Below are 21,779 nucleotides of genomic sequence, written 5' to 3'. Positions count from 1 at the left end.
GTATGCTCCTGTCATGACCGACAACAGCTCGCTCGACCCCGAGGACCGCAAGATCGTCACCCTGGCCCGTTCGGCGCGGGCCCGCAATGCCGTGCCCGAGGGGGCGGCCGTGCGGGACGAGACCGGCCGGACGTATGTGGCGGGGACCGTCGCGCTGGCCTCTTTGCGGTTGAGCGCACTGCAAACCGCGGTGGCCATGGCGGTGGCGTCCGGGGCGAAGTCGCTGGAGGCGGCCGCGGTCGTCACGGAGGCGGACACGGCTGCCGAGGCCGATCTGGCCGCCGTGCGGGATCTGGGCGGGCCGGACACCCCGGTACTGGTCGCGGGGGTCGACGGCACCGTGCGGAGCACCGTCACCGCTGGCTGATACCCCGGGTAACACTTGGCCGGAAATCCCGCTTGCCGTTCGTCGCCCCAGGCGCATCAATGGAACCGGAGATTCCGACGGACCGTCAGATTCCCGCTCCCGTGGCGTCCCGCACCACGCCCGTGAGCGCCGGCCGTCCGTCGGAGCGCACCCCCCGTCCATCCCCACATGGCAGTCCCCACCACGGGAAGGGAACCGGATTCCATGAGAGGCACACGTACAGCAACCGGTGCGGCACTGGCGGTCGGCGCACTCGCGGCCGCCGGACTCGCGTTCGCGCCCGCCGCCCTGGCAGTCACCCCGGACACGGCGACCATCACCGCGGACTGTGGCGTCTTCGGCAGCGGTGAGGCGACCCTCACCGCCACCCAGGACGGCACCGCCGCCACCGTCACCGTCACCTCGGCGATCAACGCGCCGCTCGCGCTCTCCGAGGACTCGATCGCCTCGACCCTCACCTTCGTGAACGCGAACGGCACCACCACCACGTTCTCCGGCACGGAGAACCCCGCCATCGCGACCGGTGACCCCGTCGTCGTCGGCCCCCTCAACGGCACCGTGGCGACCGGTGACAGCCTGGAGTCGTACGGCGGTTCGCTGCAGATCGTCGTCTTCGGGATCACCGTCACCTGCACGGCGACCGGACCGCAGGCGCCGGGACCGTTCGTGTTCGACTGAGCAACCGTTCACGCTGCCGCAAGAAACTGATGGTCCATCAGTTTCTTGCGGCAGCTCCATTGACTTCTCGCGCAATCCACACATCAATGCCCCCTGTCGGCACAGGACTTCAGGAGCTTCCGGAGGGGGCACATCCATGGGTTCGACGACCCGAAGACGCCGTTGGGCGTCATTGCTCGGGGCGACCGCACTTGCGGTCACCGCGGGCGGCGCACTGGCCTGTCCGGCCGGTGCCGCCACGAACGTGGACTTCGCCACGCACTGCATCCCGCCCGCGGTGGCGGGCATCCCGCCGATCGACGGCACCACCACGGCCAACATCTCGGTGGACAACACCAGCCCCAAGGTCGGCGACACCGTCACCGTGACCTACAAGGTGGTCAAGCCCGCCGCGAGCAACCCGACCGCCATCAGCCTGCCGGCCGACATCATGACGCCGACCGGCAAGGTCACCCTGGGCGGGGCCCAGACCGGGACCGTCACCGTGGCGGGCCCGAAGAAGAACGACCCGGTGGCCGGCAATGCGGCGTTCCCCGGGTTCGACATGACCGGCACCTTCAAGGTCACCTCACCCGGCGCGATCACGCTGTCGCCCGGCGACTACAACATCCACACCAGCTACATCCTGGAGCTGGACACTCCCTGCACGGTGACGAACCCGCCTGCCCCGGTGTCCGAGACGGCCACCGCGACGGACGCGAACCCCGTCAACCAGCGGGACATATCGCTGGGTTCGGCATCCGGCAAACCCGGTGACAGCGTCACTGTCACCGGCAGCAAGTTCACCCCGGGGGCGACGGTCACCCTGGCCGGACGGTCCGGCGCCGCCCAGACAGCGGACACCGCCACCGCCACCGCCGACTCCTCGGGCGCCTTCAGCGGGTCGCTCGTCGTCAACGACAAGACGACGACCGGCGTCGTGGCGTTCGAGGGCAGCGCGTACAGCGACGCCAAGGGGGCAGGCCCCAAGGCATACGTCGTCATCGACAACACGCCCATTCCGGCAGGCAGTCAGAAGCTCACCACCAAGGTGAACGCGGGCAGCCTGTCCATGTCCCAGGCCGGGGACTCCGTCGCTCTCTCGGCGGTGGACTACGGCACGGGCGGTGCCTCGACGGGCGACCTGAACGCGGTCACCGTCAAGGACTTCCGCGGCGGCCCCGCCGGCTGGTCCCTGACCGGCAAGGTCACCGACTTCACCGGACCCGGCGCCAAGATCGACGCCGGGGCACTGAGCTGGACACCCGCCTGCGCCACCAAGGCGGGCAGCCCGAGCACCTGCCAGGCCGGTTCGTCCGGCACGGTCGGTTCCTCGGGAGCCACCCTCGCGTCCACCCCCAACGGCACACTCACCGGCGGTGAGTTCACCGCGAACGCGAAACTCTCCCTGAACGTACCGGCGTTCACGCCTCCGGGCTCGTACTCCGGCGTTCTCACCCTCACGCTCAGCTGACCGTACGGGCGCCCGCACCCGCCCGTCCCGTCCTTCTCACCTCGTGGGGGTCCGCACCCATGCGCAAGCTGTACGTCCTCCTCCTGAGCCTGTTCCTGGTCACGGCCGCCGCGCCCGCGCACGCCGCCGACAACGGCAGCTGGTCCGTGTACCCCGCCGCGTCCCAGATCGCGGCGCGGCCCTACTTCTATCTCTCCGCCGACCCCGGGCAGAGCATCGACGACAAGGTGGTCGTCGCCAACAAGACGGCTGAGCCGCAGACCTTCCGGCTCTACGGCGCCGACGCCTACAACACCGCCCGCGACGGCGGTTTCGCCGTGCGTACGGTCGCTGAGAAGCAGCGCGGCGTGGGGGCCTGGGCGAAGCCCGCGAAGTCCCGGGTCACCGTTCCCGCGCACGGCAAGGTCACCGTGCCCTTCACCCTGACGGTGCCCGAGGGCGCCGAACCGGGCGACCACCCCGGCGCGTTGGTGGCGCTGGACGAGCGGGTCGACAAGGGCGACGGCGCCGTGGCGCTCGGTGTGCAGCGGGCCGTCGCCGCCCGGATCTACCTGCGCGTCGGAGGGCCCACCGTCCCCGCGATCAGCGTCGAGAACGTCCATGTCAGCCATCACCAGCCGCTGGTACCGGGGTTGGGGGACAGCGGCGCGACGGTCTCGTACACCCTCCACAACACCGGCAACGTCACGCTCAGCCCGAAGGTGGAGCTACGGGCGACGGGGCTGTTCGGACGTACGCTGCTCGCCCGTGAACTGGCCAGGATTCCAGGGGAGTTGCTGCCCGGCCAGCAGGTACGACTGACCGAGCCGTGGCAGGGAGCGCCTCAACTCGACTGGGGCGACGTGACGTTGACGGCCAGCGCGAAGGACACGCACGAGTCGGCGAGTGCGGCGTTCTTCGCCCTGCCGTGGCTGGTCGCCGTCGTGCTGTTCGGGGCGGCGGTGGTCGGGGTGGTGCTGTGGGTGCGGCTGCGTTCGTCGCGCAGGCGCGGCTGGGCACGGCTGCGCGGCGCACCCGCGCACTGATCCGGGCCCGGCCGCCCCGAGGCCGCTTCAGAGCGCGTCCGGGCCCCGTTCACCCGTCCGCACCCGTACGACCGTCTCGACCGGCAGCGCCCAGACCTTGCCGTCGCCGATCTTGCCCGTCCGGGCCGCCTTGACGACGGCGTCGATGACCGCGTCCGAGTCGGCGTCGTCGACGACGACCTCGATGCGGACCTTGGGCACCAGGTCGACCTGGTACTCGGCGCCGCGGTACACCTCGGTGTGGCCGCGCTGCCGGCCGTAGCCGCTGGCCTCGGTCACGGTCAGACCGTGGACTCCGATCTCCTGGAGCGCGGTCTTGACCTCGTCGAGGCGGTACGGCTTGACGATCGCGGTGATGAGCTTCATGCCTGGGTCTTGGCCTTCTGATCGGAGGGGGCGAAGGAGATCGCGGAGGACGCGCCGACCGGGGCACCGTGGCCCAGGACGCCGTGATCGTATGCGGTCTCGGCATGCACCGTAAGGTCCAGGCCGGTGTGCTCGTGCTCCTCGTCGGCCCGGAAGCCCATCGCCCTGTCGATCAGCTTCCCGATGCCGTACGTCATGACGAAGGCGTACGTCCCCACGGCGACCACGCCCACCAGCTGCTTGCCGAGCTGGGCGAGCCCGCCGCCGTAGAGGAGGCCCTCGGCGCCGCCGGTCATCGCCTTCTGGGCGAACACGCCGATCAGAAGGGTGCCGATGACTCCGCCGACCAGGTGGACGCCGACGACGTCGAGCGAGTCGTCGTAGTTCAGCCGGAACTTCCAGCCCACGGCGTACGAGCAGACGACACCGGCGGCGAGGCCGACGACGAGCGCGCCGAGGAGCGAGACCGAACCGCAGGACGGAGTGATCGCGACCAGGCCCGCGACCGCGCCGGACGCGGCGCCCAGGGTGGTCGGGTGGCCGTCGCGCCGCTGCTCGACGAAGAGCCAGCCGAGCAGACCGGTGCAGCCGGCGGCGAGAGTGTTGAGGAAGGCCGCGGCCGCCAGCCCGTTGGCACCGAGGGCCGAGCCGGCGTTGAAGCCGAACCAGCCGAACCAGAGGAGACCGGCACCCAGCATGACCATGGGCAGGTTGTGCGGGCGCATCGCGTCCTTCTTGAAGCCCAGACGCGGGCCGAGGACGAGCGCGAGCGCCAGACCGGAGGCGCCGGAGGTGATCTCCACCGGCATACCGCCCGCGAAGTCGAGGGCGCCGAGCCGGTCCAGGATCCAGCCGCCGGGACCCCACACCCAGTGGGCGACGGGAACGTATACGAGCAGGGCCCACACCGGCACGAACACCAGCCACGCCCCGAACTTCGCGCGGTCCGCGACCGCGCCGCTGATCAGGGCCGCCGTGATGATCGCGAAGGTGAGCTGGAAGGTGGCGAACAGGAGGGTCGGGACGGCGCCGTGGACACTGTCCGGGCCGAGGCCGCTCATCCCGGCGTGCTTCAGACCGCCGAGGAGTCCTCCGCCGATGTCGTCCCCGAAGGCCAGCGAGTACCCGGCCGCCAGCCAGACCACCGTGACGAGGGCGATCGACACGAAGCTCATCATCAGCATGTTGAGGACGCTCTTCGTGCGGACCATGCCGCCGTAGAACAGGGCGAGGCCCGGGGTCATCAGCAGGACGAGGGCGGTGGCGGCGAGCAGCCAGGCGGTGTCGCCGGTGTCGATGCCTTGCGCGGCGAGGGGCATGGAGGTCTCCAACGAGGTGGGGGCTCGTCAGAGGGTCACCGGCCCGCATTTCCGGTTGTGCACAGCGGTGTTTCCGATGTGTTTCATTGCGGTCGGGTTTCCGGAAGCTCACCGTCGGGACGGTGTTCGGGCGCTTGTGCGGCGGGGCTCTGTGGATCAGGGAGAATGGGGCTCATGAGCGTTCGCAGTCAGTCATCCGAGTCGTCGGCGTCGTCGGCGGCACCCCACCGCGCCGGCTTCGCCTGCTTCGTGGGCCGCCCCAACGCGGGCAAGTCCACCCTTACGAACGCTCTGGTCGGCCAGAAGGTGGCGATCACCGCGAACCAGCCGCAGACGACGCGGCACACGGTACGCGGGATCGTGCACCGGCCCGAGGCCCAGCTGATCCTGGTCGACACCCCGGGCCTCCACAAGCCGCGCACGCTGCTCGGCCAGCGGCTGAACGACGTCGTCCGCACCACCTGGGCCGAGGTCGACGTGATCGGCTTCTGCCTGCCGGCGAACGAGAAGCTCGGCCCGGGTGACCGCTTCATCGCGAAGGAACTGGCGGGGATCAAGAAGTCCCCGAAGGTCGCGATCATCACGAAGACGGACCTCGTCGACTCCAAGACCCTCGCCGAGCAGCTGATCGCCGTCGACCAGCTCGGCAAGGAGCTGGGCATCGAGTGGGCGGAGATCGTCCCGGTGTCGGCGACCGCGAACACGCAGGTCGACCTGCTGGCGGACCTGCTGATCCCGATGCTTCCCGAGGGCCCGGCGCTCTATCCCGAGGGCGACCTCACGGACGAGCCCGAGCAGGTCATGATCGCCGAGCTCATCCGGGAGGCGGCCCTTGAGGGCGTCCGCGACGAGCTTCCGCACTCCATCGCGGTGGTCGTCGAGGAAATGCTCCCCCGTGAGGACCGCCCCGCCGACAAGCCTCTCCTCGACATCCACGCCTTCGTCTACATCGAGCGACCCAGCCAGAAGGGCATCATCATCGGGCCCAAGGGCAAGCGGTTGAAGGAAGTCGGCATCAAGTCGCGCAAGCAGATCGAGGCGCTGCTCGGGACGCCGGTGTTCCTGGACCTGCATGTGAAGGTGGCGAAGGACTGGCAGCGGGATCCCCGGCAGCTGCGGAAGCTGGGCTTCTAGGGTTCCGGGGCTGCGGGGGCTGCCGGGGGTTTCGCCCCCGCCGCCCCTACCCGTCCCGTCCTTCGGGGGCTCCGCCCCCGGGCCCCCGCTCCTCAAGCGCCGGAGGGGCTGAATTCGCCCGGCTCACTCCACTCCCCGGATCCGCCCGACCAGCACCGCCCCCGCCAGCCCCAGTACCGCCGCCACCGCGAACAGCATCCGGTAGCCGCCCAGGTGGGTGACGATCGGGGCGGCCAGGGCGGGGGCGGCCACCTGGGGCAGGGCGTTCGCCACGTTGATGATGCCGAGGTCCTTGCCCCGGTCGAGGGCGGTCGGCAGGACGTCGGTCATCAGCGCGAAGTCGACCGACATGAACACCCCGAGGCCCACGCCCAGCAGCGCCGCCACGACGATCGCGCCCGGCCAGGTCTGCCATACGGCGAGCAGTCCCGTGGCGAGGGCCATCAGCACCCCGGACCAGCGCACGAAGGGCTTGCGCCGCCCCACCCGGTCCGACCAGACGCCGCCCACGATCACCGTCGCCAGCAGCGCCACGCTGTCCACCGCGGTCAGGATCAGGACGCCCTGCTCGGGATCGGCGTAGTGGAGGCCGTCCCGCAGGTAGTAGAGGAGGTAGAGGAGGACCAGGGCGTTGCTGAGGTTGATCAGGAAGCGGGTCAGCCAGGCCCAGGCGAAGTCCGGGTGGCGGCGCGGGCTCAGCCGGAAGCCGCGCGCGAACGACCGCCACGACCAGGCGGGCCGCTCCGAGGCCGCCAGCCGCAGATCACGGTGCCCGAGCACGTACGGCAGCACCCCCGCCAGTGTGAACACCGCGCAGGCCGCGTAGCCCGCCGCGATCCCGCCCGCCGCCGTCGCCAGGCCCGTTCCGACGACCGCGCCGAGGATCTGAGCCGCGCCGATCCAGCCGCCCACCGCGCCCCGCTGGAACCGTGGCACCCGGTCCGGTACGGCCGCCGTGACCGCCGCGAAGGACGCGTTCAGGGTGAGCTGGACCAGACACCAGCCGAGCGTCATGACCCACAGCCCGCCCGCACCGGCGAGCACCAGCAGCGACAGCGCGCCGCCCGCCGCACCGGCCACGATCCAGGGGCTGCGGCGGCCCCAGCGGGCCGTGGTGCGGTCCGACAGGGCGCCGAAGAACGGGTTCGCCGCCAGCGACACCACCGCGCCCACCGCCGTCACCCAGGCCAGCAGCGTCTCCTTCGACATGCCGGTGCCGGGCGCGAAGTCCTCGGCCTGCCGGGCCAGCAGGATCTGCAACGGCCCGTACCAGCCCACCCAGATCGCCACGTTGGCCAGCGACAGGGACGCGGTCCAGCCCTTGCCTACGCGGTCGACGGGCTCCGACAGAGCCGTGCTCACCCCTGTGCCCGGAGCAGCTCCCGGTACCACGCGTACGACGCCTTCGGGGTCCTGGCCAGCGTCTCGAAGTCCACGTGCACCAGACCGAACCGCCGCGCGTATCCCTCCGCCCACTCGAAGTTGTCCAGCAGCGACCACACGAAGTACCCGCGCACGTCCACGCCCGCCTCGACCGCCGTGTGCAGGGCGCGGATGTGGCCGTCGAGGTAGGCGATCCGCTCCTGGTCGTCGACGCCCTCGTAGGAGCAGCCGTTCTCGGTGATGACGACGGGCGGGAGCCGGTCGCCGTAGCGCTCGCGCATGCCGGTGAGGAGCTCGGTGAGCCCCTGAGGGACCACCGGCCAGCCGAAGTCGGTCACCGGGACGCCCTCGATCTCCTGGACGGAGAAGGGGAGTTCGGCGGGGATCGTCAGGCCGCCGAACTCGATGTCCTCGCCCTGCGGGGCGCCCACGCGGGTCGGGGCGTAGTAGTTGACGCCGTAGAAGTCCAGCGGCTCACTGATGATCTTGAGGTCGGCGGCGACGTCGCCCGGCATCAAGTCGCCCAGTCCGGACGGGTATTCGCCCAGCAGGACCGGGTCGGCGAACAGCCGGTTCAGCAGCAGGTCGTAGAAGTCGGCCGCCTCCAGGTCGGGTTGGTCCTGGGAGGCCGGCCAGGTCGGGCCGTGCGAGTTGGCGATCCCGATGTCCGTGGCGCCGGACGCGCGCAGTGCCTGGACGGCCAGACCGTGGGCCAGGAGCTGGTGGTGGGCGGCGGGCAGCGCGTCGAACATCAGCTGCTTGCCGGGGGCGTGGGCACCGAGCGCGTGGCCGAACAGGGTGTGTTCGGCGGGCTCGTTGAGGGTGATCCACTTCTTGACGCGGTCGCCGAGACGGTCGGCCACGAGGGACACGTACTCGGCGAACCGGGAAGCGGTGTCCCGCTCCAGCCAGCCGCCCTCCTCCTGCAGGGTCACCGGCAGGTCCCAGTGGAAGAGGGTCGGGACGGGACGCACGCCGGCCGCGACCAGTTCGTCCACGAGACGGTCGTAGAAGTCGAGACCCTTCTCGGTCCGGACGCGCGGCCAGGAGATCGAGAAGCGGTACGCGTCCACGCCGAGGCCCGCCAGGAGGGACACGTCCTCGCGGTAGCGGTGGTAGTGGTCGCAGGCCACCGCCGCCGTCGAACCGTCCTTCACCCGTCCCGGCTCGGCCGTGAAGTCGTCCCACACGGACCGCTCACGCTCGTCCGCCGCTCCCTCGATCTGATGGGCCGAGGTCGAGACACCCCACAGGAAGCCGTCGGGGAACCGGGGGATCGCATGCTCTTCAGTCGCCATGCGCCGGATCATGGGTACTGGCGGGTAGGGAAGTCAACGGGCGGACGTGAAGAACCAGTTACGCACCCTCTTTGAGGACCTTCGAGATCAGTCTCCGCTGCTCTTCCGTCAGCCGGGGATCGGCCGCGTACACGGTCTTGCCGTCCACGGTGATCTCGTAACTGAAGCCGTCCGGAACCCCGACGGGCCGGGTGTCGCGGCCGGCGGCGAACGCCTTCTCGGCCAGGGCGTGCCATTCGCGGGCATCGGGCAGCCCGGTGGTGTCGACCACCTTGTGCCGCTCGATGCCCGCGAACCCGCCCGTGCGCCTCACCTGAATACGCATGGGTCCCTGTCTAGTACGGACTCAGAGGATCCGCACCCCGACCTGCTCCCAGGCTTTCGACACGGCCTGGAGTTCGTCGCTGCCGTCGCCGTAGAGCCTGCGCGCGGCCTTGGCCGTGAGCCCCGCGAAGTCGGTGAACAGCGCCTTGGTGGGGAGCTCGCCGCCGGTGAGGACGTCGTACCAGATCTGTCCTGCACGCTCCCAGGCGTGGCCGCCGAGGGCGGTCGCGACCAGGAAGAACGCGTGGTTGGGGATGCCGGAGTTGATGTGGACGCCGCCGTTGTCGCGGCTGGTGCGGACGAAGTCGTCCATGGTCGCGGGCTGCGGGTCCTTGCCGAGGACGTCGTCGTCGTACGCGCTGCCCGGCTCCTTCATCGAACGCAGGGCCTTGCCGGAGACGCTCGGTGCGAGCAGGCCCGCGCCGATCAGCCAGTCGGCCTCGGCGGCGGTCTGGCCGAGCGTGTACTGCTTGATGAGCGAGCCGAAGACGTCGGACATCGACTCGTTGAGGGCGCCCGGCTGGCCGTAGTAGGTGAGGTTCGCCGTGTACTGCGTGACGCCGTGGGTGAGTTCGTGGCCGATGACGTCGATCGGGATGGTGAAGTCGAGGAAGATCTCGCCGTCGCCGTCGCCGAACACCATCTGCTCGCCGTTCCAGAAGGCGTTGTTGTAGTCCTCGTCGAAGTGGACGGTGGCGTCGAGCGGGAGGCCGTCGCCGTCGATGGAGTGGCGCGCGTAGGCCTTCATGTACAGCTCGAAGGTGGCGCCGAGGCCGGCGTAGGCGCGGTTCACGGTGGCGTCCTGGCCGGGGTCGGAGCCCTCGGCGCGCACTTCGGTGCCGGGGAGGTCGGTCTTGTGCCCGGCGTCGTAGAGGGTGCGCAGCGGTCGGTCCGACGGAGCCTTCGCCTGTGGCACCGCGGCGAGGGAGTACTCGGTGGTGACCCTGCGCCTGCCGCGCATTTCGCTGTCGCGCATCAGGGTGCGCTGGGCGGGACCGGAGAGTGCGGGGTCGTCGTTCCGGGCCAGCCTGTCAAGGACATGCGGCGGAACGACGGTGCAGAAGACGGGCTCGAAGCCCCCGTTTGTCGTCATGCCGGGCACCCTTGCACTGGGTCATGTGCGTGTCACTAGTCGCAACCATGATTGGTGAAATATACGGACAGGAATGCGCACTCTCCGTGACGAAGTGGTATGGCGCACTTTTCGCCCGTTTTCTCCCTCTGGCTTCTCCGGTCCCGCATACTGATACGGCGCCCCGCGTCCGAAGAGGCTCGGCTAGCATGCTTCGCATCATGTGTTTCGGGCTGCTTCTTCTTAGCTGCCGCGGCGAGGGCCTGTAGTCCAGGTCGACTCCCTCCCCGCGGAGCTTCGTGTTGCGTGTCGGCCGTCCTTTCCGGACATCCTGAGGAGCCCCGCAATCATGGCGAACCGCCAGCAGCCCAGTTCCATGCCGATCCACAAGTACGGCCGGTACGACCAGGTCGACATCCCCGACCGCACCTGGCCGGACCAGCGGATCACCGTCGCTCCCCGCTGGCTCTCCACCGACCTGCGTGACGGCAACCAGTCCCTGATCGACCCGATGTCACCCGAGCGCAAACGCCGGATGTTCGACCAGCTGGTCAAGATGGGCTACAAGGAGATCGAGGTCGGCTTCCCGGCCTCGGGCCAGACGGACTTCGACTTCGTACGCTCGATCATCGAGGAGCCCGGGGTCATCCCGGACGACGTCACGATCTCCGTACTGACCCAGGCCCGCGAGGACCTGATCGAGCGGACCGTGGAGTCCCTGAAGGGCGCCAAGCGGGCCACAGTCCACCTGTACAACGCCACCGCGCCCGTCTTCCGCCGCGTGGTCTTCCGCGGCTCCAAGGATGACATCAAGCAGATCGCCGTCGACGGCACACGCCTGGTGATGGAGTACGCCGAGAAACTGCTGGGCCCCGAGACCGAGTTCGGCTACCAGTACAGCCCGGAGATCTTCACCGACACCGAGCTGGACTTCGCGCTGGAGGTCTGCGAGGCGGTGATGGACGTCTACCAGCCGGGTCCGGGCCGCGAGATCATCCTCAACCTGCCCGCCACGGTGGAGCGTTCGACCCCCTCCACCCACGCGGACCGCTTCGAGTGGATGAGCCGCAACATCTCCCGCCGCGAGCACGTCGTCATCTCCGTCCACCCGCACAACGACCGCGGTACGGCGGTCGCTGCCGCCGAGCTGGCCCTGATGGCCGGCGCCGACCGCGTCGAGGGCTGTCTGTTCGGCCAGGGCGAGCGCACCGGCAACGTCGACCTGGTCACCCTGGGCATGAACCTGTTCTCACAGGGCGTCGACCCGCAGATCGACTTCTCCGACATCGACGAGATCCGTCGTACGTGGGAGTACTGCAACCAGATGGAGGTCCACCCGCGCCACCCGTACGTGGGCGACCTGGTCTACACGTCCTTCTCCGGCTCCCACCAGGACGCCATCAAGAAGGGCTTCGACGCCATGGAGGCCGACGCCGAGGCCAAGGGCGTCACCGTGGACGACCTCGAATGGGCCGTGCCGTACCTGCCCATCGACCCGAAGGACGTCGGCCGCTCCTACGAGGCCGTCATCCGGGTCAACTCGCAGTCCGGCAAGGGCGGTATCGCATACGTCCTGAAGAACGACCACAAGCTGGACCTGCCCCGCCGGATGCAGATCGAGTTCTCGAAGCTCATCCAGGCCAAGACGGACGCCGAGGGCGGCGAGGTCACCGGCTCGGACATCTGGGCCACCTTCCGGGACGAGTACCTGCCCAACCCCCAGAACCCGTGGGGCCGTATCCAGGTCAGGAACGGCCAGTCGACCACCGACACCGACGGGGTGGACACCCTGAAGGTGGAGGCCACGGTCGACGGCGCCGACACCGTCCTGACCGGCTCGGGCAACGGCCCGATCTCGGCCTTCTTCGACGCCCTGGCCGAGGTCGGCATCGACGCCCGGCTGCTGGACTACCAGGAGCACACGATGAGCGAGGGCGCCTCCGCACAGGCCGCCTCCTACATCGAGTGCGCGATCGACGGCAAGGTTCTGTGGGGAATCGGCATCGACGCGAACACGACGCGTGCGTCGCTGAAGGCGGTCGTCTCGGCCGTCAACCGGGCAGCTCGATAGTCACTCTGACCGGCGGTTTCGGGGCCTTGATCGCTGTATACGGCGATCAAGGCCCCGTCGTTTATCGGCCATCGGCGCGTGGAGGTCACGAGCAGGTCTCGTCAGAGGTGCTGACTCCGCCTCACTGATGTGGCTAACATCACGCAAGCGCGGCGATGTTGCCGCGGGGTTACGCGGAGGTGTGACGTGCTGCCAGGACGGGGACAAAACGGCCGTGCCACCAGGCCTGCGCGCCTCCTGGGCACCCGTACCGCGTGGACCACCATCGGCGACGGTGAGTTCTTCTGCCCCGGATGCGGGGGCGACCGCAACTACCGGCGCCTGACGGGCCGCCGCCGCTTCACACTCCTCGGCGTTCCGGTCCTGCCACGCGGCGACACCGGGCCGGTCACGGAATGCGCCGCCTGCGGGCGACACTTCGGCACGGACGTCCTCGACCACCCGACCACGACCCGCTTCTCGGCGATGCTCCGCGACGCCGTCCACACGGTCGCCCTGGCGGTCCTGACGGCGGGCGGCACCTGCTCCCGCACTTCCCTGGAGGTCGCGGCCGCCACGGTCCGCGCGGCGGGCTTCGACGACTGCACGGAGGACCAGCTGGAGGCGCTGGTCGAGGCCCTCGCCGAGGACACCGGCCGGGTCCACGACCGCCCCTGCGCCGCCGGCCTGGCCATAGAGCTCCACGAGGCCCTCGACCCGCTCGCCCCCCACCTCGCCCCCGGGGGCCGCGAATCGATCCTCCTGCAGGCGGCCCGCATCGCCCTCGCGGACGGCCCGTACACCCCATCGGAACGGGACGCCCTCACCACGATCGGCACCGCCCTGACGATCTGCGCGGACGACGTGACCAGGCTGCTGGCGGCGGCCCGGACACCGTCCTGATAGTCCCGGGGGAGTAAACCCCGGCCGCGGGTCACCCCCGGCAGTAACCCCCAACTCGCCCTCCCGCCCGACGAATCGACCCCTCCCCGCCGGAAGTCTGGAAGCGACATAAGACATCCGACCGGAGGGAGGCCCGTCGATGAGGGCCGCAAAGATGAGCGCACGGCGGCGTCGAGCCGTGCCCTGGCTGGTACTGGGGCTGTGGATCGTCCTGCTGGCGGCCGTGTCGCCGTTCGCGTCGAAGCTCGCGGACGTGCAGCACGACCGGGCCGTGGACTATCTGCCGGCGAGCGCCGACTCGACGCAGGTCGCCAAGATCCAGGACCGGCTGCCCGGGGGCGAGGCCACGCAGATGGTCGTCGTCTATCACCGGGACGGCGGGCTGACCGCGGCGGACCGGGCCACCGCCGCCGCGCAGATCGCGCGGATCGCGGACGGGCACACCCTCACCGCCGAGCCGCGGGGCATCCCGTCCTCGGACGGGACCACCGTGATGTACCCCGTCGCCAGCACCGAGCCGGGCACGGACGAGAAGGCCCGCGACCGGCTCGTCAACGACGTGCGGGACATCGCCCACGGCGGTGACGGGCTCGGCGTCGACGTCGGCGGGGAGGGAGCCCTCGCCACCGACGCCGGTGAGGTCTACGACTCGCTCGGCGGACCGCTGCTCTACACCACCGCCGCGGTCGTCGCCCTGCTGCTGATCGTCATCTACCGCAGTCCCGTGCTGTGGCTGGTGCCGCTCGGCGTCGCGGGCATGTCGGAGTTCCTGGGCAGGGCCGTCGCCTACGGGCTCAACCAGGGGTTCGGGACCTCCGTGACCGGTCAGAGCGCCGGCATCATGACGATCCTCGTGTTCGGCGCGGGCACCGACTACGCCCTGCTCCTCGTCTCCCGCTACCGCGAGGAGCTACGGCGCACCGAGCGGCCGTACGACGCCATGGCGGCCGCGCTGAAGGGCTGCGGGCCCGCCGTGCTCGCCTCCTCCGGGACCGTCGCCGCCGGGCTGCTGTGCCTGCTCGCCGCCGACCTCAACAGCAGCCGCGGGATGGGGCCGCTCGGGACGGTCGGGGTGCTGTGCGCGCTCGCCGCGATGATGACGCTGCTGCCCGCGGTCCTCGTGCTGCTCGGCCGCCGGGTCTTCTGGCCGCTCGTCCCGCGCTACGGCAGCACACCCAAGGTCCGCCGGTCACTGTTCTCCGCGATGGGCAGCTCGGCCGGGCGGCGGCCGCTCACCGTGCTGGCCGCCGGGGCCGTGCTGCTCGGGGCGCTCGCGCTCGGCACCCTCAATCTGCCCGGCGCCATCAAGCAACAGGACTCCTTCACCAGCACCCCCGACGCCGTCGCCGCCATGGAGACGCTCGCGAAGGCCTATCCGGAGCGGGGGACCCAGCCCATCAGCGTCATGACCCCGGCCGGCCGCGCCGACGCCACCCTGAACGCGATCCGTGGCACCGACGGCGTCGACAGCGCGCGCAAGGGCCGTACCGGAGACGGCTGGACCGAGATCTCCGTCACGGCGAGGAGCGCCCCCCAGTCCGCCGGGGAGACCGCCACCATCAAGGCACTGCGCGCCGGACTCGACGGCTCCTACGTCGGCGGCCCGAGCGCCCAGCAGCTCGACCTGGAGGACACCAACAGCCGGGACCGGATGATCGTCGTGCCGATCGTCCTCGTCTCCGTGCTGCTGATCCTGATCGCCCTGCTCAGGTCACTGGTCGCGCCGCTGATCCTGGTGGCCGCCGTGATCGCCGTGTGGGCCGCGGCCCTCGGCATCGGCGGACTGGTCTTCGGGCCGGTGTTCGGCTTCGAGGGCACCGACCCCGGACTCGGGCTGCTGTCCTTCGTCTTCCTGGTCGCCCTCGGCGTCGACTACGGCATCTTCCTGATGCACCGGATGCGTGAGGAGTCCCTGGCCGGAGCCGACCCCGTCACCGCCGCCCTCACCGCGCTGCGGACCACGGGCGGGGTCATCGCCTCCGCCGGACTCGTCCTCGCCGCCACCTTCGCGGTGCTCACCAACATGCCGCTGGTCCAACTCGTCGAGCTGGGCTTCGTGATCGCGGCCGGGGTGCTCCTCGACACCTTCCTCGTGCGGACCTACCTCGTCACCAGCGCCGCCGTCGCCCTGGGGCGCACGGTGTGGTGGCCGGGTCCGCTGTCCCGGGCGCCCGAACCGCCCGAACCGCCCGTACGGGCCGAGCGCGAGCCGGAACGCGTGTGACCACGCTCCCGACCGGCGCCCCTCCCTCCCGGAGGGGCGCCCTTGGCCCGGAAGTCCCGGAAGATGAGCCCGTGCAGGAGACCTCGGGACCCCGGCTCGGCGAACGGATCATGGCGGCGGTCAACCGTGACCCGCGAACCGCCCCGCACGGCGCCCGCAACGACGCGCTGCTCGCCGTCGCCCTGGCGGTTCTCGCCGTGTGCGTCGGCCTGTTCACCGACGAGGCCCGCCGCCCGGACGCCGTCGGCTGGACGCTGCTGCTCGCCGCCCACGTGCCCATCGTGTGGCGGCGACGCCGTCCGCTGCTCATGCTGGCCGCGGTGGTGGCGCTGATCGTGCCGTACCACGCATGGGAGTACAACCACCTCGCGCCCACCCCGGCCGCCTACGTCGCCCTCTACACGGTCGCCGTCACCGGCCGCCCGCTGCGGACGATCCTGACGGGCGCCACCGTCCTCGTCGTCTCCACGAGCGTCATGCTCACCGTCAGCGCCCACCAGGCCGTCGAACTCCTGCGGACTTCCGGCTGGATCATCGCCGTCCTCTTCTGCGGCATCGACGTCCGCTACTACCGCCAGTACGTCGCCGCCATCGTCGAGCGGGCCGTCCGCGCCGAACGCACCCGCGAGGAGGAGGCCCGCCGCCGGGTCGCCGAGGAACGCCTGCGCATCGCCCGCGACCTGCACGACCTGCTCGCCCACACCATCACCCTGATCGGCGTCCAGACCTCCGTCGCCGCGCACGTCCTGGCCGCCGACCCCGAGCGCCTCGACCGGCAGGCGGTCGCCGCGTCCCTCGACGACATCGCCGAGACCTGCCGGACCGCGCGAGGCGAACTCCGTACGACCCTGGAGGTGCTGCGCGAACACGGCTCCCCGGACGCGCGCGGCCCACTGCCCGGCCTCGACGGACTGCCCGACCTCGTCGCGGCGGCACGGCTCGCGGGCGCCCGCGTCGAACAGGACCTGCGGATCCGCACCGAGCCACCGCCCGCCGTCGGTGCCGCCGCCTACCGGATCGTCCAGGAGGCGCTCACCAACGCCGTCCGGCACGCGGGACCCGAACCCGCCGTACGGCTGAGGCTGTACGACGAACCGGGCGCCCTGCGCCTCGCCGTGAGCGACGACGGCACCGGGCCCACCCCCGGCGGCACCCCCGGTTTCGGGCTGGTCGGCATGCGCGAGCGGGCCCGCAGCGTGGGTGGCACACTCGACGCCGGGCCACGCCCTGACGGCGGCTTCGAGGTGACGGCGGCGCTGCCGCTCACCATGGGGGAGGGAACCGTATGACCATCCGCGTACTGCTCGCCGACGACCAGACGCTGGTGCGGGCCGCGTTCGCCATGCTCGTCGAGTCGGCGCGGGACATGCAGGTCGTCGGCGAGGCGGGCAGCGGGCGGGAGGCCGTGGGAGCGGCCCGCGAAGTGCGGCCCGACCTGGTGGTGATGGACATCCGCATGCCCGACCTGGACGGCATCGAGGCGACCCGGCTCATCGCGGCCGACGAGGAGCTCGCCGGGGTGCGGGTGTTGGTCCTCACCACGTACGACACCGACGAGAACATCGTCGAGGCGCTGCGCGCGGGGGCCTCCGGTTTCCTGGTCAAGGACACCCGGCCGGCCGAACTCCTCGACGCCATCCGCACGGTGGCGGCCGGTGAGGCGCTGCTGTCCCCGGGGCCGACGGCACGGCTGATCGAACGGTTCCTGCGCAGCCCGTCGGTGCCGGTGCCGGGCGGTGGGCCCGAGTGCCTGTCCGACCGGGAGCGCGAGGTGCTGGCCCTGGTCGCGCGGGGCCTCAACAACACGGAGATCGCAGGGGCGTTGGGCCTCAGCCCGCTCACCGCGAAGACCCACGTCAGCCGGATCATGGGCAAGCTGGGGGTGCGGGACCGGGCACAACTGGTCATCGTGGCGTACGAGTCGGGGATGGTGACTCCGAAGACCATGTGACGGACAGGCTTGGGGGCGCCGACCCCTGTACGGCGCCCCCCAGCCTGCGGGTCCCGCGGCTACATCGTCTGCTGGTACGTCGTGTCCTCGTCGGAGTCGTAGACCAGCTTGCCGCTCTTGTCGTAGCCCTTGACGTGCGGGTTCTTGGTGACCTGTTCGGTCAGGGTGCCGGAGGCGACGAACCAGCCGTGGTCGAGGGCGGCCTCGCTGCCGGCACCGCCGTAGGAGACGGTCACCTTGGCCACCGTCTGATCCACCGTGCCGATGAAGCCCCAGCTGAACGGCAGCTTCCAGTTGCCCTTGTCCAGGAACGACTGCTGGTAGAGCTTGTTGCCGTTCATGTCGGCCAGCACGGGCGGGGAGTCCGCCTGCCGGTCGCTGCCGCCGCTGACGTTGTACCCGGAGGCCTCACCGTCCTTGATGTTGCAGATCAGCCGGATCGCCTTCGGCTTCTCCTGCACGGCGACCACGTAGATGCCGTCACCGGGGGCGTTGGTGTCTCCGGTGCTGTCGAGCGCCAGGATGATCCGGTAGTCCTCGGCCCTGCCCAGGTCCATCTGCTGGGAGCCCTGGGACTCGTTGTGCTGTTGCAGCGCCAGGCACTTGTCCAGCCCCTGCACGGCCTGCTCCAGCGTGATCCCGTCCCGCAACTGCCCGGCCGTGGCCGGCCCCGCGGGCCCACTGGGCGTGGGGGAGGGGCTGGGGCTGGGGGCTCGGGTGGCGCTCGCAGACGCTGTCGGTGTGGTCGCCGTGTCCGCCACCCCCGTTCCTCTGCCGTCCAGCGCGAACGCCCCCACCGGCACCGCGGCCAGCGTCACCAGGACCGCCCCGGCCACCGCCACCCGGCGGCGCCGCTCGATCACGCCCTGGCGGCGGATCTGCGGATACGGCACCGGCGACGGCCGGATCGTGTACGCGTCCTCGGCGAGCAGCTCCCGCAGTTGCTCCTCGAAGTCCCGCTCCTCTTCGCTCACTTCGTGCCTCCCTGCGGGGCGCGGTCCATGACCTGCGCGAGCCCCGGATACGTACGCAACTTCGCCAGCCCCTTGGACGCCTGGCTCTTGACCGTGCCCTGGGAGCAGCCGAGCACCTCGGCGACCTCCAGCTCCGACAGGTCCTCCCAGTAACGCATCACGACCACCGCCCGCTGCCTGGGCGGCAGCCCGGCCAACGCGCCCAGCAGCACCCCGCGTTCGTCGACCCGCGTCACGCCCTCGTCCCGGCCCGCGACCTCCGGCGGCGCGTCGGTCAGCGACTCCTTGACGCGCCGTTTGCGGAAGCGGTCGCTGTTGCACGTGACGAGCATCCGCCGGACGTACGCCTCCGGGCTGTCGCTGCTCGACACGCGCCGCCAGGAGCGGTACGCCTTCGCCAGGGCCGTCTGCGTCAGGTCCTCGGCGAGATGGGCGTCACCGGTGAGCAGATAGGCGGTCCGCACGAGGTGCGACCATCTGGCTCTGACGAATTCCTGGAACCGGTCCTCTTGTTCGGCCTGCATCAAGCATCCTCCCTCGCCCACCAGACCACGGTCTGGACGGATTCGGTTGCCCGGGAGTCGATGACGGGTTCGAATGAGGTCATGAACGGGTCGGCGTGGGACGAACAGGACGCGGGTGTCCTCCGGTTGCCGTCCGGCCGCCTGGTCCGGGGCCGGGGCCTGCGGCACCCACTGGACCCGGACGCGCCGACACCGTCGTACGGCCTCTATCTGCTCGGCGAAGGCCCGCCGGAGGTTCCCTGGACCTCCCACTGGCTCCGCTGGCCGGACTTCCGGCTGCCGGCGGACCGCGGGGAGGCCCGCAGCGTCCTGACCGACGCCTGGGAGCGGTCGGCCGCCGAACGGGTCGAGATCGCCTGCGGAGGCGGTCGCGGCCGCACCGGAACGGCCCTGGCCTGTCTGGCGGTTCTGGACGGTGTGCCCCCGGAGCGGGCGGTGGCCTGGGTCCGGGAGCACTACGACCGACGGGCGGTGGAGACGCCGTGGCAGCGCCGGTACGTCAGGCGGTTCCGGCCGGTCCGGTGAGGGTGTCGGCGACCGCCCGCGCCGCGTCGGCGACCAGCGCGTCGTCCCGGACGGCGTCCGGCTCGGGCATCGTCGACAGCACCGCCAGGACGATCGGGTCGCCGTCCTCGGTCCAGGTGACGCCCACGTCGTTGGCGGTGCCGTAGGAGCCGCTGCCGGTCTTGTCGGCGATCGTCCACGTCTTCGGCAGACCCGCGTGGAAGCGGTTCACGCTGGTCGTGTTGTTCAGCAGCCAGTGTGTGAGCAGCTCACGGTCCCGGCGGTTCAGCGCGTCGCCGAGGACCAGCCGACCGTAGGTGCGACCGATGGCGTACGGGCTCGTCGTGTCCGTCCGCCGCCACGGCTCGGCGGTGTTCAACTCGGGCTCCCAGCGGTCCAGGCGGGTCACCCGGTCGCCGAGGGAGCGGGCGAAGCGGGTGATCGCGGTGGGGCCGCCGAGCTCGCGCAGGAGGAGGTTGCCGGCCGTGTTGTCGCTGTAGGTGATGGCGACGTCGGCGAGCTCGGCGATGGTCATGCCCTCCGCCAGATGCTCGGCCGTCCGGTCGGAGCCCGGGATCACCAGGTCGGCCTCGGTGTAGTGGATGCGGCGGGCGAGCACCTCGCCGTGCCGGTCGAGGTCGCGCAGGACGGCGGCGGCCGCGAGGGCCTTGAACACGGAGCACATGGGGAAGCGCTCGTCGGCGCGGTACCGGACGGACCGCCCGGTGCCGAGGTGGTGCGCGAAGACGCCCAGCCGGGAGGCGTACCGCTCTTCCAGCGCGCGCAGACGGGAACTGACGTCGTCGGCGGCGGCATGCGCGGTCGTGCCGGTCAGGAGGGTCGCCGTACCGGCGGCCAGGAGGGTGCGTCGGGACAGCTTTCCGGAGCCTTGGATCGTGCTCTCCTTCGTTCGGTGTCGGGTGCCGATCTCTTCGATCATCGACGTCGGGGCTCATCCCTTGGTTGCACCGCCGTAGACCATCGGCGGACGGACAGGCCCGCTCGCGGCCGACACAGTGGCGGCATGGAGAAGACAACGGGGATCAACCGGGCACAGTTTCTGGCGGGAGCGGCGGCACTGGGGGCGGCGGCGGTGCTGCCGGCCGGCCGAGCGGAGGCGACCGGGCGGGGGCTGAAGCGCCACGGCGTCGTCTACACCGTCGGCGCGGGCGAGACGCCCGGCACCGCCTGGAGCGCCGCCCGGATGCGCGGCGACATCCGGGCCATTCGCGACGACCTGCACGCCGACACCGTCGACGTCACCGGTGACGGCGTCGAACGCCTCACCGCCACCGCCGCCGAGGCGGCCGAACGCGGGCTGCACGTATGGCTCCAGCCGACCCTCGGGGACGTCCCGCCGGGGGACATCCTCGACCACCTCGCGGAGTGCGGCCGGTTCGCGGAGCGGCTGCGCCGCCAGGGCGCGAGCGTCGAGCTCAGCGTGGGCTGCGAGTTCTGGCTGTTCGTGCCCGGGATCCTGCCGGGGGACACGGCTTTGGAGCGTATCGAGAACCTGATGAAAGGCACCTACGACCCGGTGCGGATGCAGCGCGAACTGGACCGCTTCACCGCGAGGGCGGCCAGGATCGGCCGCTCGGTCTTCCACGGCCGTCTGAGCTACGCCGCCGCCCAGGACGACAGGGTCGACTGGAACCTGTTCGACGTGGTCGGCATCGACTACTACTCCTACTTCCGCCAACCCCGCGACTACGTCCGCGAGTTGAGGAAGTACCTGCGCTGGGGCAAGCCCGTCGCCATCACCGAGTTCGGCACCTGCACCTTCGTCGGTGCCCCCGAGGCGGGCGGCATGGGCTGGGACATCGTCGACTACGACAAGAACCCGCCGGAGATCAAGGGGAACGTCGTCCGCAGCGAGCACACCCAGGCCGTCTACCTCACCCAACTCCTGGACGTCTTCGAGTCGATGGGCCTCTACGCGGCGATGGCCTTCGAGTTCCTCACCGCCGACGCCCTCCACCGCCCCGGCGACCCGCGCCACGACCTCGACATGGCGAGCTACGGCATCGCCAAGGCGATCAAGGACCGCCCCGACGACCCGAGTTCGGACTGGCACTGGGAACCGAAGGAGGCGTTCCACGCGCTGGCCCGCCGGTACGGAAGGTGCGCTCACCCGCAGTAGAGATCGAACAGTGGGGCATGCCTTCCCACCTGGGTAACAGCCCATGGTCCAGAGGAAATGGCACCGGTTGTGCACTCCCCGAGCGGCCGG

Annotated in this window: 21 protein-coding genes; 12 read left to right on the top strand and 9 right to left on the bottom strand. The window is 70.8% G+C overall.

Features of this window, described 5'->3' with window-relative positions; genetic code table 11:
• Nucleotides 1–13: 13 nt before the first annotated feature.
• The 4 genes from OHT57_RS17810 to OHT57_RS17795 all read left to right on the top strand — a co-directional run bounded on the left by OHT57_RS17810 (nt 14) and on the right by OHT57_RS17795 (nt 3,523).
• Complete coding sequence (locus tag OHT57_RS17810) at nt 14–367, top strand: cytidine deaminase (RefSeq protein ID WP_328747407.1); 354 nt, start codon at nt 14–16, stop codon at nt 365–367.
• Between the two features lie 204 nt (nt 368–571).
• Nucleotides 572–1,045, top strand: coding sequence for a hypothetical protein (locus OHT57_RS17805; protein ID WP_328747406.1), 474 nt, complete (start codon nt 572–574; stop codon nt 1,043–1,045).
• A gap of 136 nt (nt 1,046–1,181) precedes the next feature.
• Nucleotides 1,182–2,498 carry a beta-xylosidase gene (locus OHT57_RS17800; RefSeq protein WP_328747405.1) on the top strand — a complete coding sequence of 439 codons (1,317 nt, stop codon included), beginning with the start codon at nt 1,182–1,184 and terminating at the stop codon, nt 2,496–2,498.
• A gap of 59 nt (nt 2,499–2,557) precedes the next feature.
• Nucleotides 2,558–3,523 carry a WxL protein peptidoglycan domain-containing protein gene (locus tag OHT57_RS17795; protein WP_328747404.1) on the top strand — a complete coding sequence of 322 codons (966 nt, stop codon included), beginning with the start codon at nt 2,558–2,560 and terminating at the stop codon, nt 3,521–3,523.
• Between the two features lie 27 nt (nt 3,524–3,550).
• On the opposite strand, the gene OHT57_RS17790 is transcribed toward OHT57_RS17795, so the two are convergent.
• Together OHT57_RS17790 and OHT57_RS17785 are read right to left on the bottom strand one after the other, a co-directional pair.
• Nucleotides 3,551–3,889, bottom strand: coding sequence for a P-II family nitrogen regulator (locus OHT57_RS17790; protein ID WP_328747403.1), 339 nt, complete (start codon nt 3,887–3,889; stop codon nt 3,551–3,553).
• Nucleotides 3,886–5,208 (bottom strand): ammonium transporter, encoded by a 1,323-nt coding sequence (locus OHT57_RS17785; RefSeq protein ID WP_328747402.1) that lies wholly within the window; start codon nt 5,206–5,208, stop codon nt 3,886–3,888. Before OHT57_RS17785 ends, OHT57_RS17790 begins: the two co-directional genes overlap by 4 nt.
• Before the next feature lie 165 nt (nt 5,209–5,373).
• On the opposite strand from OHT57_RS17785, the gene era reads away from it, so the two are divergent.
• Complete coding sequence (gene era / locus OHT57_RS17780) at nt 5,374–6,342, top strand: GTPase Era (RefSeq protein ID WP_328747401.1); 969 nt, start codon at nt 5,374–5,376, stop codon at nt 6,340–6,342.
• A gap of 123 nt (nt 6,343–6,465) precedes the next feature.
• Here era and OHT57_RS17775 read toward each other — a convergent pair whose 3' ends face one another.
• Genes OHT57_RS17775 through OHT57_RS17760 form a run of 4 tightly spaced genes read right to left on the bottom strand, consistent with a single transcriptional unit; the run spans nt 6,466 to nt 10,440 of the window.
• Nucleotides 6,466–7,704 (bottom strand): MFS transporter, encoded by a 1,239-nt coding sequence (locus tag OHT57_RS17775; protein ID WP_328747400.1) that lies wholly within the window; start codon nt 7,702–7,704, stop codon nt 6,466–6,468.
• Nucleotides 7,701–9,035 (bottom strand): GH1 family beta-glucosidase, encoded by a 1,335-nt coding sequence (locus OHT57_RS17770; RefSeq protein ID WP_443053459.1) that lies wholly within the window; start codon nt 9,033–9,035, stop codon nt 7,701–7,703. The genes OHT57_RS17775 and OHT57_RS17770 overlap by 4 nt, the downstream gene beginning before the upstream one ends.
• Nucleotides 9,036–9,081: 46 nt before the next feature.
• Nucleotides 9,082–9,348 carry a protealysin inhibitor emfourin gene (locus OHT57_RS17765; protein WP_328747398.1) on the bottom strand — a complete coding sequence of 89 codons (267 nt, stop codon included), beginning with the start codon at nt 9,346–9,348 and terminating at the stop codon, nt 9,082–9,084.
• Between the two features lie 21 nt (nt 9,349–9,369).
• A complete protein-coding gene (locus OHT57_RS17760) occupies nt 9,370–10,440 on the bottom strand; it encodes a M4 family metallopeptidase (RefSeq protein WP_328747397.1) in 1,071 nt (356 codons plus the stop codon).
• 328 nt (nt 10,441–10,768) lie between these two features.
• On the opposite strand from OHT57_RS17760, the gene leuA reads away from it, so the two are divergent.
• From leuA to OHT57_RS17735, 5 genes are all read left to right on the top strand, one after another.
• A complete protein-coding gene (leuA, locus tag OHT57_RS17755) occupies nt 10,769–12,490 on the top strand; it encodes a 2-isopropylmalate synthase (protein WP_328747396.1) in 1,722 nt (573 codons plus the stop codon).
• Nucleotides 12,491–12,676: 186 nt separating this feature from the next.
• On the top strand, nt 12,677–13,372 hold the full coding sequence (locus OHT57_RS17750) for a TerB family tellurite resistance protein (RefSeq protein WP_328747395.1): 696 nt from the start codon (nt 12,677–12,679) through the stop codon (nt 13,370–13,372).
• A 139-nt stretch (nt 13,373–13,511) separates the two neighbouring features.
• Nucleotides 13,512–15,596, top strand: a complete 2,085-nt coding sequence (locus OHT57_RS17745; RefSeq protein WP_328747394.1) for an MMPL family transporter — start codon at nt 13,512–13,514, stop codon at nt 15,594–15,596.
• A gap of 110 nt (nt 15,597–15,706) precedes the next feature.
• Complete coding sequence (locus tag OHT57_RS17740) at nt 15,707–16,885, top strand: sensor histidine kinase (RefSeq protein ID WP_328753228.1); 1,179 nt, start codon at nt 15,707–15,709, stop codon at nt 16,883–16,885.
• The gene (locus OHT57_RS17735; protein WP_328747393.1) at nt 16,882–17,547 is read left to right on the top strand and encodes a response regulator transcription factor; all 666 of its coding nucleotides are present in this window, start codon (nt 16,882–16,884) and stop codon (nt 17,545–17,547) included. The genes OHT57_RS17740 and OHT57_RS17735 overlap by 4 nt, the downstream gene beginning before the upstream one ends.
• Before the next feature lie 59 nt (nt 17,548–17,606).
• Here the strand turns inward: OHT57_RS17735 and OHT57_RS17730 are convergent, their stop codons facing one another.
• Together OHT57_RS17730 and OHT57_RS17725 are read right to left on the bottom strand one after the other, a co-directional pair.
• Nucleotides 17,607–18,521 (bottom strand): hypothetical protein, encoded by a 915-nt coding sequence (locus tag OHT57_RS17730; RefSeq protein WP_328747392.1) that lies wholly within the window; start codon nt 18,519–18,521, stop codon nt 17,607–17,609.
• A complete protein-coding gene (locus OHT57_RS17725) occupies nt 18,518–19,045 on the bottom strand; it encodes a SigE family RNA polymerase sigma factor (protein WP_328747391.1) in 528 nt (175 codons plus the stop codon). The genes OHT57_RS17730 and OHT57_RS17725 overlap by 4 nt, the downstream gene beginning before the upstream one ends.
• 81 nt (nt 19,046–19,126) lie before the next feature.
• Between OHT57_RS17725 and OHT57_RS17720 the strand changes: the two genes are divergently transcribed.
• Nucleotides 19,127–19,570, top strand: coding sequence for a protein-tyrosine phosphatase family protein (locus tag OHT57_RS17720; protein WP_328747390.1), 444 nt, complete (start codon nt 19,127–19,129; stop codon nt 19,568–19,570).
• Here the strand turns inward: OHT57_RS17720 and bla are convergent.
• A complete protein-coding gene (gene bla / locus OHT57_RS17715; RefSeq protein ID WP_328747389.1) occupies nt 19,545–20,489 on the bottom strand; it encodes a class A beta-lactamase in 945 nt (314 codons plus the stop codon). The genes OHT57_RS17720 and bla overlap by 26 nt on opposite strands.
• 84 nt (nt 20,490–20,573) lie before the next feature.
• On the opposite strand from bla, the gene OHT57_RS17710 reads away from it, so the two are divergent.
• Entirely contained in the window at nt 20,574–21,689 is a 1,116-nt protein-coding gene (locus OHT57_RS17710; protein WP_328747388.1) for an abortive phage infection protein, read from the top strand.
• The last annotated feature ends 90 nt before the right edge of the window (nt 21,690–21,779 follow it).

The organism is Streptomyces sp. NBC_00285 (genome assembly GCF_036174265.1).
Lineage (GTDB): Bacteria > Actinomycetota > Actinomycetes > Streptomycetales > Streptomycetaceae > Streptomyces.
The sequence above is the reverse complement of the archived record's forward strand: the minus strand, read 5'-3'. Positions and strand labels throughout refer to the sequence as shown.

Coding starts and splice junctions, on each gene's coding strand:
- OHT57_RS17810 (WP_328747407.1), top strand. CDS start 14: ATGACCGACAACAGCTCGCTCGACCCCGAGGACCGCAAGATCGTCACC.
- OHT57_RS17805 (WP_328747406.1), top strand. CDS start 572: ATGAGAGGCACACGTACAGCAACCGGTGCGGCACTGGCGGTCGGCGCA.
- OHT57_RS17800 (WP_328747405.1), top strand. CDS start 1,182: ATGGGTTCGACGACCCGAAGACGCCGTTGGGCGTCATTGCTCGGGGCG.
- OHT57_RS17795 (WP_328747404.1), top strand. CDS start 2,558: ATGCGCAAGCTGTACGTCCTCCTCCTGAGCCTGTTCCTGGTCACGGCC.
- OHT57_RS17790 (WP_328747403.1), bottom strand. CDS start 3,889: ATGAAGCTCATCACCGCGATCGTCAAGCCGTACCGCCTCGACGAGGTC.
- OHT57_RS17785 (WP_328747402.1), bottom strand. CDS start 5,208: ATGCCCCTCGCCGCGCAAGGCATCGACACCGGCGACACCGCCTGGCTG.
- era (WP_328747401.1), top strand. CDS start 5,374: ATGGGGCTCATGAGCGTTCGCAGTCAGTCATCCGAGTCGTCGGCGTCG.
- OHT57_RS17770 (WP_443053459.1), bottom strand. CDS start 9,035: ATGATCCGGCGCATGGCGACTGAAGAGCATGCGATCCCCCGGTTCCCC.
- OHT57_RS17765 (WP_328747398.1), bottom strand. CDS start 9,348: ATGCGTATTCAGGTGAGGCGCACGGGCGGGTTCGCGGGCATCGAGCGG.
- OHT57_RS17760 (WP_328747397.1), bottom strand. CDS start 10,440: ATGACGACAAACGGGGGCTTCGAGCCCGTCTTCTGCACCGTCGTTCCG.
- leuA (WP_328747396.1), top strand. CDS start 10,769: ATGGCGAACCGCCAGCAGCCCAGTTCCATGCCGATCCACAAGTACGGC.
- OHT57_RS17745 (WP_328747394.1), top strand. CDS start 13,512: ATGAGGGCCGCAAAGATGAGCGCACGGCGGCGTCGAGCCGTGCCCTGG.
- OHT57_RS17740 (WP_328753228.1), top strand. CDS start 15,707: ATGGCGGCGGTCAACCGTGACCCGCGAACCGCCCCGCACGGCGCCCGC.
- OHT57_RS17735 (WP_328747393.1), top strand. CDS start 16,882: ATGACCATCCGCGTACTGCTCGCCGACGACCAGACGCTGGTGCGGGCC.
- OHT57_RS17725 (WP_328747391.1), bottom strand. CDS start 19,045: ATGCAGGCCGAACAAGAGGACCGGTTCCAGGAATTCGTCAGAGCCAGA.
- OHT57_RS17720 (WP_328747390.1), top strand. CDS start 19,127: ATGAACGGGTCGGCGTGGGACGAACAGGACGCGGGTGTCCTCCGGTTG.
- bla (WP_328747389.1), bottom strand. CDS start 20,489: ATGATCGAAGAGATCGGCACCCGACACCGAACGAAGGAGAGCACGATC.
- OHT57_RS17710 (WP_328747388.1), top strand. CDS start 20,574: ATGGAGAAGACAACGGGGATCAACCGGGCACAGTTTCTGGCGGGAGCG.